The following is a 10913-nucleotide window of genomic DNA, read 5'->3' on the forward strand; positions in this document are numbered from 1 at the left end:
ACCTCGCGCGGCGCCAGGCGGCGGGTGGCTGCCGCGCGCGGTTCCGTCGTGATGGCCGCCAGCCCCCGCTGGCCGATCTCCGCCACATGGGCGCGCAGGCAGGCAATGAAGGCATGCCCCGCCGGCGGCAGCGCCCGGTCCCGTGGCAGGATGATGCCAGCCGGGCGCGGCGGCGCCGGCACCGGCAGCGGCACCACCTTCAGCGTGCCGCGCAGCAGGTCGCCCGCCATCATCAGCCGCGGCATCACCGAGATCAGGTCGGTGGCATGCAGCATCTCGCGGATGAAGCCATAGGAGCTGGAGCGGAGCGAGGTGGTGGGCTCCAGCGCCAACATGTCCAGCAGCGTCTCGATCTCCTGCCCCACGCGCTGGCTGACGGTGGGCAGGATCAGGTCGTAGCGGCGGAGCTGCTCCAGCGTCGGCTTTCGCATCGCGAAGATCGGGTGCTCGGCGCGAGCCAGGATGGAGATCGGCTCCTCCCACAAGGGCTCGCGCGAGAAGCCATCGGGGATGGCGGGCTCGTAGAGGCGGCCGACGATCATGTCGATCTCGCCCGCCGCCAGCTTGGGCAGCAATTCCTCCGTCCGCCCCTGCTCCAGCCGGACGCTGATGCCGGGATGCGCGGCCTTCAGCCGGGTCAGCGTGCCGGGCAGCACGCCGGTGGCCGCCACGGGCAGGGTACCCACCGCCACCGTGCCCCCTTCCGGGTCCGCCAGCCGGTCCAGATCCTCGTCCAGCCGGCGCAGCTCGGCCAGGATGCGCCGCGCGGTCTGGGCCAGCAGCAGGCCGGCCTCGGTCGGGCGCATGCCGCGCGGCAGGCGGTCGAAGAGCCGCTGCTGCAGGATGTCTTCCAGTTCGCGCAGCGTCTTGGTCAGGGCGGGCTGGCTGAGGCCGATCACCGCCGCCGCCTTCAGGATGCTGCGCTGCGCGACAATGGCCTCCACCGCCCGCAGGTGATGCAGCTTCAGGCGCTGGTCGAGGTATCGGCGGACCGTCATGGGCGCTCCGGCAGCTATTCCATCCTCTTATAGCTCAAACGGAAGAAGTGATGCGATCCCCGGCCGGCTCCCGCTTAGGCTGGCGGCAGCCCGCCCCAGAGCGGGCAGGAGGAAGCGTCATGCCCGGGCCCAAGCCATCCCACCCTGCGTCCCTGCCGCGCCGTGCCGCCATCGGCGGGCTGCTGGCCCTGCCGGCGGCGCTGTCCATGCCGCGCCTGGCGCGGGCGCAGGGCGCCTGGCCGGACCGCCCCGTGCGCATCATCGTGCCCTTCACGCCCGGCGGCTCCACCGACATCATCGCCCGCGCCCTGGCGGCCGCCCTGCAGGCCGAGTTCGGCCAGCCCTTCGTGGTGGAGAACCGCGGCGGCGCCGGCGGCACCATCGGCACCGAGGTCGCGGCCCATGCCGCCCCCGATGGCTACACGCTGCTGCTGGGGCATATCGGCACGCTGGCGGTGAACCCCTCGCTCTACCGCAACCTCAACTTCGACACGGTGGAATCCTTCTCGCCCATCGTGCTGGCGGCCGTGGTGCCGAACATCATGGTGGTTCATCCGCAGAAGGTGCCGGCCAGGAATATCGGCGAGCTGATCGCGCTGGCGAAGCAGAAGCCACGCTCGCTCTCCTACGGCTCCGGCGGCAATGGCTCGGGGGCGCATATCGCCATGGCGGCCTTCAACCTCGCCACCGGCACGGTGATGGAGCATGTGCCCTATCGCGGCACCGGGCCGATGATGAACGACCTGATCGGCGGCACCATCGACCTGACACTGACCGGCGGGCCACCGGCCCTGCCGCCGGTGCGCTCCGGAATATTGCGGGCCCTCGGCGTGTCCTCGCCACACCGGCTGGCCACGGCGCCGGACATCCCGACCATCGCGGAACAGGGCGTCGCCGGCTTCGACGCGACGCAATGGTACGGGCTGCTGGCCCCGGCCAAAACGCCGCGCCCGATCGTGGACAGGCTCAACGACGCCTGCGCCCGCGCCCTGCGCGGCGAGGTGCTGAAGCCGCGCCTGGAATCGGAAGGGGCCGAGGCCGCGCCCGGCACGCCGGAGGAATTCCGCGACTTCATCATCGCCGAGCGCAAGCGCTGGGGCGAGGTGGTCCGCCAGGCCGACATGCGCGCCGATTGAAGCGCGAGACCCAGGGGAGGCTGCGGGCCGCGCGAGGAGTGAGGCAGGCGAGGCCATGCCGGCCGCGGCAGGCCTCCTGATCGCGGCCAGTTCATCCGGCAGCACCCGGCATGCGGGGGCGGTGGGGCGTTTCTTCCCGGCACAAGGAAGGCTCCATGTCCAGGACACGCCCCGCACCCGACGACAGGCCCCTGCGCCGGCTGCTGGCCGCGCTGCCGGCGCCGGTGGCCCGCAGCTATCGCTGGCTGTGCCGGCCGGCCATGGTCTGGCTGCGGGTGCCGCTGGCGCTGGTGCTGATGCTGGGCGGCTGCCTGGGCTTCCTGCCGATCCTCGGCTTCTGGATGGTGCCGCTGGGCGTGCTGCTGCTGGCCGAGGATGTGCCGCCCCTGCGCCGCCCCACGCTCCGCCTGCTGGGCGCGGTGCAGGGCCGGTGGGACCGCTACCGCCTGAAGCGGCGGGAGTCTGGCAGCCGGGACTGAAAACCCCCCTCCGGAAAACAGCGCCATTGCATCTTGCTGCCTCACCTGCAAATAATTTCATCATATGTAAAATCATTCGGGCAACTACTACTTCAAGTTGTGTTTTGCTCAAGACCAGCCTGAGGATCCAGCCGGAGCACGATCCCGATTGTGACAGACGATCCTGTTGGCTATGCCGCGCGGGAAGGCCGCAGGGCGCACCCGCGCCAGGGACATGAAGCGCCCACCCACCACACGCCGCCCGGCCGCTGGGCCGACCGGCTGGTGATCATCCTGGCCTGCGTGGTGATCTTCGCGATTGCCTCGCATCTGGAACTCTTCGAACGCATCTTTCACTTCACGCGGCAGCACGAGGAATGGCAGCTCGATGAACTCGTCACCCTCCTCATGGTGGGCGGCCTCGGGCTTTGCGTGTACAGCTTCCGCCAGGCACGGAAGCTGCAACGGGAGATCGGCCGCCGCCGCGACGCCGAGGAAGAGGCCGAGCGCCTCGCCCTGCACGATGTTCTCACCGGCCTGCCGAACCGCCGCCAGCTGATCCGCGCCGGGCGGCGGTTGCTGGCCCGCGCCCGCCGGAGCGGGACCACCGTCGCCGCGCTCTATATCGACCTCGACCGCTTCAAGCCGGTGAACGACCTGCTCGGCCACCATGCCGGCGACCAGGTGTTGCAGGAGGTGGGCAACCGCCTGAAGGGGCTGGTGCGGGAAGGGGATGTGGTGGCCCGCCTCGGCGGTGACGAATTCGCCCTCCTGGCCGAGATCGACGAAGCCGATGGCGCCGCGCGCCTGGCCCGCCGCGTGGTGCAGGCGCTGCGCGAGAGCATGACCATCGGCGACCGGCAGGTGGTGATCGGCGGCTCCGTCGGCATCGCGCTCTTCCCGAACGACACGCAGGACGGCGAGACGCTGCTGCAATGCGCCGATACCGCCATGTACCGCGCCAAGGCGGCGGGGCGCGGCGGCTTCCGCTTCTTCGAGGTGGGCATGGATACCGCGCAGCGGCAGCGGGCGCAGCTGGAGGCGGAGCTGCGCGAGGGCATCGCGCGCGGTGAGGTGGTGCCCTATTTCCAGCCGCTGGTGGATCTCTCCAACGGCAGGCCCCGCCGCTTCGAGGTCCTGGCCCGCTGGCACCACCCCTGGCGCGGCCTGATCATGCCCGCCGACTTCGTTCCGCTGGCCGAGGATGCCGGGCTGATCGGCGAGTTGACGCTGGCCATCATGCGCAGTGCCTTCACCACGGCGGCGGCCTGGCCGGCGCCCGCCTGCATCGCGGTCAATCTCTCGGCTCTGCAACTGAAGGACCCCGGGCTGGCGCAGGTGGTGCTGGAGCTGCTGCGCGAGACCGGGCTGGACCCCGGCCGGCTGGAGCTGGAAGTGACGGAATCGGCCGTGGCCGATAATCTCGACCTCGCCAAGGAGACCATGGACACCCTGAAGGCCAAAGGCGTCAGCATCGCCCTGGACGATTTCGGCACCGGCTATTCCAGCCTCTCCAACCTGCGCGCCCTGCCTTTCGACCGCATCAAGATCGACCGCAGCTTCGTCACCGACCTCAACGAGAACAGCGACAGCGGCAAGCTGGTCGCCGCCATCATCCGGCTGGGCCATAGCCTGGGCCTGACCACCACGGCCGAGGGCATCGAGGACCCCGAGGTGGCGGCGGCCCTGCTGCGGCTGGGCTGCAACGAAGGGCAGGGCTGGCTCTATGGCAAGGCCGTGCCGGCCCGGGACGCCAATGCCATGATGCAGGCCATGACGGAGGCGCCGCTGCAGGGCGCGGGACGCGCCTGAGGCGGGTGCGGCGGGAAAACCTCGACATCCGGCTGCCGTACCCATAGATTCATGCGCATCCGATCCACATGGGGCCGTTCCATGGGCTATGACCGCAACGCGCCCAAGCGGGCCATCAATGTCACCATCAATGCCGACCTGCTGAGCCAGGCGCGGGCCTATACCCGCAATGTCAGCGGCACGCTGGAAGACCTGCTGGCCGAATTCGTGGAACAGGAGCGCGCCCGGCGGCGGGCGGAGGATGCGCGGCTGGACCGGGTGGTGGAGAGCGCCAACCGCTTCCACGCGCAGCACGGCTATCTGTCCGACGAGTTCTCGGCGCTCTAGCGGTGCCGCAATTCGATGTCTTCCGCAGCCCGGGGCGGCGGGAGAGCATTCCCTATGTGGTCTCGATCCAGGCGACGCGGCTGGAACGGGCGGCCAGCCGGCTGGTGCTGCCGCTGGTGGAGCGCACCGCCTTCGCCGCCGAGGAACACTGGCTGACACCGCTGGTCATGGTGGAAGGGCGGCAACTGGTGGCCAATCCCTTCGATATCGCGACCATTCCGCTGGCGCGGCTCGGCCCGCCGGTGGCCTCGTTGGCGGACGAGGAGAGCAGCGCCAGGCTGCTGCGCGCCATCGACGAGTTCATCAGCCGGGCCTGAGAGGCACCCGCGGGCCACCAGGGCCCACGGGACAGCAAGGCTGGACGGATCAGCCCTGGCGACGGCGGCGGCGCGCGGCCAGCAGGCCGGCCAGGCCCATGCCCATCAGCGCGATGGAGGAGGGCTCGGGCACCGGCACCGGCTCCGGGTCCACCGGCTCGCCCGCCACGGTCACGCCGGCCACGGCCAGGCCAGACTGATAGGCGTTGTCATTCCAGTTGGTCACGCCGATCTGCAGGTAATAGCTGCCGGCGCTGGCGATGGTGAACAGGGACTCGACCCAGCCCGTGTTGCCGCAGCCGCTGGCGTAGCAGGTGCCCGAGCTGCCCTGGAGCGGGGACCAGATGGTCTGGTTCGGGATGATCTCAACCGAGGCCGGAGTCAGGGTCGCGGCCGGCTCCGGCATGGCGGTGCCAGGCACGATGGTGCCGGTTTGCCGGGTCCGCGCCGTGAAGAGCAGCGCTACCTGGTTCATACTGGAATCCAGCAGCCGGGCCCAGCCATAGTCGGCGAAGCCGGCGCCGTCCGAGGTGACATAGTTGAAGAAGAACTTCAGCGGGTCGCCGGCCTGGGCGGTGAAGAGGGCGCTGGTGAGGCGCGAGCCCGTGGTGGCATCGCCGGAGCCGCCGACGCCGGCCAGCGCGCCGCCATCGTTGACGCCACCCGCGGTCGAGACCCACTGATAATCGTTGCCATTGGGCGCCGCGCTCACCACGCCATCGGCCCCGGCGGTGCCGCAGCTGCCGGTGCAGGACCAGCCGCTGGGGATCGGCGCCGCCTTGGCATCCGATGCCCCGAGCGGGCCAATGGCGAGGGAGGTCAGCAGCAGAGCGCCGACCGCATGGGCTCCAAGCTTCATCATGAACCAGTTCCTTTGAGCGAATGCTGCGCGCGTCTCCCGGCGCAACGAAGCAGGCCACACCGGCGCTGCCTGGCTCACGCTTTTGCAAGCGGCATTCCACCCCGGAAAATCATTCCCGAACAATCACTTAAGGATTGCCAAAGCGCAATGTGATGTGAATGTGTAAAGCATCCCGAAGGCTGCGGCGCTACTCGGCGGCAGGAGCGTCAGGATGTTTACATCCGCACGTTGTGAGAAACTGGATTCTCTTACCACCGCACGAAGTGGGGGTGGACCTACCGACCATGCCGCGAATAAGCACGGCTTACCCGGCGCGGGGCGCGGCGGCCCGTGCAGGGCCGCCGCGGCGCCTCAGCCGATCACCTTGTCGATGGTGATCGGCAGGTCGCGGATACGCTTGCCCGTGGCATGGAAGACGGCATTGGCGATGGCCGCCGCCGTGCCGACGATGCCGATCTCGCCCAGGCCCTTCACGCCCAGCGGGCTGGTCTTGTCGTCTTCCTCTTCCACGAAGATGACATCGATCTCGTGGATGTCGGCATTCACCGGCACATGATACTCGGCCAGATTGTGGTTCATGAAGCGGCCCAGCGCATGGTCGGTGAAGGTCTCCTCCGTCAGGGCCATGCCGATGCCCCAGACCACGCCGCCGATGATCTGGCTGCGCGCCGTCTTGGGATTCAGGATCTTGCCCGCGGCCACGGCATCGACGACGCGGGTGACGCGCATCACGCCCAGTTCCTCATCCACCCGCACCTCGGCGAAGACGGCGGCGTGGGTATAGGAGGAATAGGATTTCTGCACCTGCGGGTCAGGGCTGGTGGTGTGTTCCAGTGACAGCGTGCGGTGGCCGCTGGCATGCAGCACATCCGCATAGGTGACGAAGCGCGACGGGTCGCTCCGCAAGGCGATGCGGCCGCCGGCGAAGGTGACATGCTGCAGGCTGGCATTGGCCAGCGGCGAGTCCCGCATGCCCCGCGCCTGGTTCAGCAATTCCTCCCGCAGCTTGTAGCAGACCGCCTGCACCGCCGAGCCGGCCGAGGCGGCGGTCCAGGAGCCGCCTTCCACCGGCGAGGTCGGCAGCGAGGAATCGCCGATCCGCACCATCACCTGCTCCATCTCCAGGCCCATCGCATCGGCGGCGACCTGCGCCAGGATGGTATAGGTGCCGGTGCCGATATCGGCCGTCGCCGTCGCCACCTCCAGCATGCCATCCGGCATCAGCGTCGCGCGGGCGCTGGTCTGCTGCATCTGCGCTTCCCAGATGCCGGTGGCCATGCCCCAGCCGATCAGCTCCCGCCCTTCCTTCATGGAACGCGGCTCGGGGTTACGGCGGGACCAGCCGAAGCGCTCCGCGCCCTGGCGATAGGCGGCGCGCAGTTCCTTGCTGGTGAAGGGATTGCCGGTATTGGCATCGGCCTCGGCATAGTTGCGCAGCCGCAGTTCCAGCGGGTCCATCCTGAGCTGGTAGGCCAGCTCATCCATCGCCGATTCCAGCGCGAACATGCCGAGCGGCGCGCCCGGCGCGCGCATGTCGAGCGGCGTCACCGCATCGAGCTGCGCCAGCTTGTAGTCCAGCTTCACATTGTCGCAGCGATAGGCGAGGCCGGACCAGTTGACCACGACCTCCTGGTAATCCTCGTAGGTGGAGGTGCTGGCCACCGCCTCGTGCCGCACCGCGCGCAGCCCGCCATCGGCATCGGCGCCGAGGGCCACGGTGTTGATCGTCATGGGGCGGTAGCCCAAGGCGAACATCTGGTCCCGCGTCAGCGAGACGCGCACCGAGCGCTTCAGCGCCAGGGAAGCCATCACCGCCAGCGCGAGCTGGTGATGCGGCCGCAGCCCGGAGCCGAAGGCGCCGCCCACATAGGGCGAGAGCACGCGCACATTCTCCTTGGCCAGGCCAAAGACATTGGTGATGTAGCTGTGGCTGTTCTGCGCGCCCTGGATCTTGTCATGGACGGTGATCTTGCCCTCGCCTTCCCAGATCACCGTGGTGGCATGCGGCTCCATCGGATTATGGTGCTCGGGCGCGATGCTGTATTCCTGCCGCACACTTACTGGTGCCGCAGCCAGCGCCGCATCGGCATCGCCGCGCGGCGGCGGCGGCGGGTCGATGCCGTCGCGCTTCTTGCTGGGCACATAGGCCTCTGCGCGCTGCACATGCAGGTCGGTCTGGTGCGGATAGGCCTCGTAGGTGACGCGGATCAGCGAGGCCGCATCGCGCGCCGTGTCGAAATCCTCCGCCACCACCAGCGCGACCGGCTGGCCGCTGAACTGGATCTGGTTGTCATAGAGCGGCCGGAAGGGCGAGCCCGGCGGCGCCACCTCGTCCTGGTAATTGCCGCTGAGCCAGGCCGTGCCGGGGCGGTTCTCATGGGTGAAAACCTCCAGCACGCCCGGCAATGCCCGGGCGGCCTCTGTCTCGACCGAGAGCACGCGGCCCTTCGCCACGGCGGAGGAGACGATATAGCCATGCGCCAGATCCGGCGCCGGGAACTCGCCGGCGTAGCGAGCGGCGCCGGTGACCTTGGCGCGGCCATCGACGCGGCTGCGCGGGGTGCCGATATAGGTCATGCTCCGCTCCTCCTCAGGCGATACGCTTGTCGGCCACGCTCTGCGGCTTGCCCGCGGCGGCCTGCGCCAGCGCGCGGGTGATAGCCCGGCGCGCGAGTTCGATCTTGAAGTCGTTGTCGCCATAGCCGCGCGCGCCTTGCAGCAGCGCCGCCGCCACCTCGCCGAAGGCCTCCTTGCCAGCCGTGCGGCCGCGCAACAGCGCCTCGGCCGCCGGCACGCGCCAGGGCTTGTGCGCCACGCCACCGAGCGCGATGCGCGCCTCCCGCACCGTCTCGCCCTCCATCTCCAGCCCCACGGCCACCGAGACCAGCGCGAAGGCATAGGACAGCCGGTCCCGCAGCTTCAGGTAGGTGAAGTGCCGCGGGAAGCGGGAGGCCGGCAGGTCCACGGCGGTGACGATCTCGTCCGGCGCCAGGATGGTGTCGATCTCCGGCCGGTCACCGGGCAGGCGGTGGAACTCGGCCATGGGAATGGCGCGCTCGCCGCCCGGGCCGGAGACCCGCACCACCGCTTCCAGCGCCGCCAGCGCCACGCACATGTCCGAGGGATGCGTGGCGATGCAGTGCTCGCTGGTGCCGAGGATGGCATGGATGCGGTTGCGGCCGGTCCTGGCCGGACAGCCGGTGCCGGGCTCGCGCTTGTTGCAGGGCGTGCCGGCGTCATAGAAGTAATAGCAGCGGGTGCGTTGCAGCAGATTGCCGCCGGTGGTCGCGGCGTTGCGAAGCTGCGGGCTGGCGCCGGACAGGATGGCGCGCGACAGCAGGGGGTAATCCCGCCGCACGCGATCGTCATAGGCCAGGGCCGAGTTGGTCACCAGCGCGCCGATGCGCAGGCCACCCTCCGGCAGCGCCTCGATGCGGTCGAGTCCGGGGATGCGCGCGACATCGACCAGCCGGGTCGGGCGCTCCACGTCGTATTTCATCAGGTCGACGAGATTGGTGCCGCCGGCGATGAACTTGCCATGGGGTCCGACGGCGCGCACCGCCTCGGCCACGCCGGCGGGGCGATGGTAGGAAAAGCGTTCCATCAGGCCGCCCCCCCGTCCTGGCGAACCTGCTCGATGGCCGCGACGATATTGGGATAGGCGCCGCAGCGGCAGATGTTGCCGCTCATCAGCTCCCGGATCTCATCGGCATTCTGGGCATGGCCTTCGCGCAGCAGCCCCACGGCGGAGCAGATCTGCCCCGGCGTGCAATAGCCGCACTGGAAAGCATCGTGCTCCACAAAGGCTTCCTGCACCGGGTGCAGATTGCCGTCGGCGCCGGCCAGGCCTTCGATGGTGGTGATCTCGGCGCCATCCTTGGTCACGGCCAGGGCCAGGCAGGAATTGATGCGCTGCCCATCCAGCAGCACGGTGCAGGCACCGCACTGGCCGTGGTCGCAGCCCTTCTTGGTGCCGGTGAGCTGCATCTCCTCCCGCAGCAGGTCCAGCAGCGTGGTCCAGGGCTGCACCGCCAGTTGCCGTTGCGTGCCGTTGATGGTGAGGGTGATGGGAATGCCGCCGGCCGGCATGGCCACTGGCGAGGCACCAGCCGAGGCGAATTGTCCAGGGGAGGCAGGAGATCCGGGCATGGTGGCGTCCTGTGCGGGGCAGCCGCAGGCCGGGCGCGGGGCGGCGCACCCGAGACGGCCTTCGGCCGGATTGATCATGCCGGGCGGGCAGGCCCGGCTGGCGGTTCAGGGCCGTTAACGCGGCTCCGCCGCCTGGGGTTGGAGACTCATGGTGGAAATTCGGCCCCGGCGCGGCGCAAGCGGCAAAGAATAGGCGGCCTTCACGCGGGCGCCGTCCCGCAGCGCCCAGCGGCGGTCCACCACCCGGCGCGCGGAAATTTGCCCTTCCGGTGACGGTCGCCGCTTCCTTCCATGCCAGGCCCGCAGCAGCATCAGCCCAGGCAGCGGCAGCCGGTCAGCCCGCGCCGGCCCGGTCCGCCGCGATGAGCATCACGATGCCGGGCCGGATCAGACCACGAAGGCGCGGAAGCTCGCCCGCCCCGTGGCCTCCCGCAACACACCGGCCGCGATCAGGCGCTTGATGATGAGCAAGGCACCCTGAGGCGTGGCGCCGAGTTGCTGCGCCAGCCCGGCCGCCGTCACAACAGGCTGCCGCAAGGCGATCTCGGCGGCCTTGCCGGACTGGCCATGGCGGCGCTCGCTGGCCGCCAGGGCGGCGGCGCGGGCGGCGGCGGCATTCAGCCGGTCCAGTTCCGAAAGGCCGCGCCGAGCGGCCTCGGCCACCTCGGACAGGAAGACAACGGGCCAGTCCGGGTCCTGCAGGCGCGGGCGCTGCCGGGCCATGCGGCCAGTGAAGGCGCACCAGAAAGGCAGCAGCACATGCCGCAGCCGGCCACGCCGCTTGGCCAGCACCGCCGCCACCAGCAGGGCCTGCACGGCGGCGGGGCGGGCGGGCTCGGCCTCGCCGGCCTGCC

The 10913-nt window shown here is 69.9% G+C and carries 11 protein-coding genes; 5 read left to right on the forward strand and 6 right to left on the reverse strand.

Features of this window, described 5'->3' with window-relative positions:
• A partial coding sequence (locus IBL25_RS21325) for a LysR family transcriptional regulator (RefSeq protein ID WP_187780516.1) occupies nucleotides 1-998 on the reverse strand: 998 nt, incomplete at its 3' end.
• Between the two features lie 119 nt (nucleotides 999-1117).
• On the opposite strand from IBL25_RS21325, the gene IBL25_RS21330 reads away from it, so the two are divergent.
• The 5 genes from IBL25_RS21330 (at nucleotide 1118) to IBL25_RS21350 (ending at nucleotide 5048) form a co-directional block, all read left to right on the forward strand.
• Nucleotides 1118-2134: a Bug family tripartite tricarboxylate transporter substrate binding protein gene (locus IBL25_RS21330; RefSeq protein WP_238940575.1), complete on the forward strand. Its 1017-nt coding sequence runs from the start codon at nucleotides 1118-1120 to the stop codon at nucleotides 2132-2134.
• Between the two features lie 155 nt (nucleotides 2135-2289).
• Nucleotides 2290-2613, forward strand: coding sequence for a hypothetical protein (locus IBL25_RS21335; RefSeq protein ID WP_187780517.1), 324 nt, complete (start codon nucleotides 2290-2292; stop codon nucleotides 2611-2613).
• Between the two features lie 150 nt (nucleotides 2614-2763).
• Entirely contained in the window at nucleotides 2764-4404 is a 1641-nt protein-coding gene (locus IBL25_RS21340; RefSeq protein ID WP_187780518.1) for a putative bifunctional diguanylate cyclase/phosphodiesterase, read from the forward strand.
• 81 nt (nucleotides 4405-4485) lie between these two features.
• Nucleotides 4486-4731: a type II toxin-antitoxin system CcdA family antitoxin gene (locus IBL25_RS21345; protein ID WP_187780519.1), complete on the forward strand. Its 246-nt coding sequence runs from the start codon at nucleotides 4486-4488 to the stop codon at nucleotides 4729-4731.
• A 2-nt stretch (nucleotides 4732-4733) separates the two neighbouring features.
• Nucleotides 4734-5048: a CcdB family protein gene (locus IBL25_RS21350; protein ID WP_187780520.1), complete on the forward strand. Its 315-nt coding sequence runs from the start codon at nucleotides 4734-4736 to the stop codon at nucleotides 5046-5048.
• Nucleotides 5049-5097: 49 nt separating this feature from the next.
• Here IBL25_RS21350 and IBL25_RS27075 read toward each other — a convergent pair whose 3' ends face one another.
• The 5 genes from IBL25_RS27075 to IBL25_RS21375 form a co-directional block, all read right to left on the reverse strand.
• Nucleotides 5098-5910 carry an NF038132 family protein gene (locus tag IBL25_RS27075; RefSeq protein ID WP_238940576.1) on the reverse strand — a complete coding sequence of 271 codons (813 nt, stop codon included), beginning with the start codon at nucleotides 5908-5910 and terminating at the stop codon, nucleotides 5098-5100.
• Nucleotides 5911-6261: 351 nt separating this feature from the next.
• Nucleotides 6262-8487 carry a xanthine dehydrogenase family protein molybdopterin-binding subunit gene (locus IBL25_RS21360; RefSeq protein WP_187780521.1) on the reverse strand — a complete coding sequence of 742 codons (2226 nt, stop codon included), beginning with the start codon at nucleotides 8485-8487 and terminating at the stop codon, nucleotides 6262-6264.
• Nucleotides 8488-8500: 13 nt separating this feature from the next.
• Complete coding sequence (locus IBL25_RS21365) at nucleotides 8501-9514, reverse strand: FAD binding domain-containing protein (protein ID WP_187780522.1); 1014 nt, start codon at nucleotides 9512-9514, stop codon at nucleotides 8501-8503.
• On the reverse strand, nucleotides 9514-9999 hold the full coding sequence (locus IBL25_RS21370; protein WP_202986843.1) for a (2Fe-2S)-binding protein: 486 nt from the start codon (nucleotides 9997-9999) through the stop codon (nucleotides 9514-9516). The genes IBL25_RS21365 and IBL25_RS21370 overlap by 1 nt, the downstream gene beginning before the upstream one ends.
• Nucleotides 10000-10446: 447 nt before the next feature.
• A partial coding sequence (locus IBL25_RS21375) for a helix-turn-helix domain-containing protein (RefSeq protein WP_202986841.1) occupies nucleotides 10447-10913 on the reverse strand: 467 nt, incomplete at its 5' end.

It is taken from the genome of Pseudoroseomonas ludipueritiae (assembly GCF_014490445.1).
In the GTDB taxonomy this organism is placed as follows: domain Bacteria; phylum Pseudomonadota; class Alphaproteobacteria; order Acetobacterales; family Acetobacteraceae; genus Pseudoroseomonas; species Pseudoroseomonas ludipueritiae.

Bases quoted from the DNA above. Each gene is read 5' to 3' on its own strand.
- IBL25_RS21330 (WP_238940575.1), top strand. From the start codon at position 1,118: ATGCCCGGGCCCAAGCCATCCCACCCTGCGTCCCTGCCGCGCCGTGCC.
- IBL25_RS21335 (WP_187780517.1), top strand. From the start codon at position 2,290: ATGTCCAGGACACGCCCCGCACCCGACGACAGGCCCCTGCGCCGGCTG.
- IBL25_RS21345 (WP_187780519.1), top strand. From the start codon at position 4,486: ATGGGCTATGACCGCAACGCGCCCAAGCGGGCCATCAATGTCACCATC.
- IBL25_RS27075 (WP_238940576.1), bottom strand. From the start codon at position 5,910: ATGATGAAGCTTGGAGCCCATGCGGTCGGCGCTCTGCTGCTGACCTCC.
- IBL25_RS21360 (WP_187780521.1), bottom strand. From the start codon at position 8,487: ATGACCTATATCGGCACCCCGCGCAGCCGCGTCGATGGCCGCGCCAAG.
- IBL25_RS21365 (WP_187780522.1), bottom strand. From the start codon at position 9,514: ATGGAACGCTTTTCCTACCATCGCCCCGCCGGCGTGGCCGAGGCGGTG.
- IBL25_RS21370 (WP_202986843.1), bottom strand. From the start codon at position 9,999: ATGCCGGCCGGCGGCATTCCCATCACCCTCACCATCAACGGCACGCAA.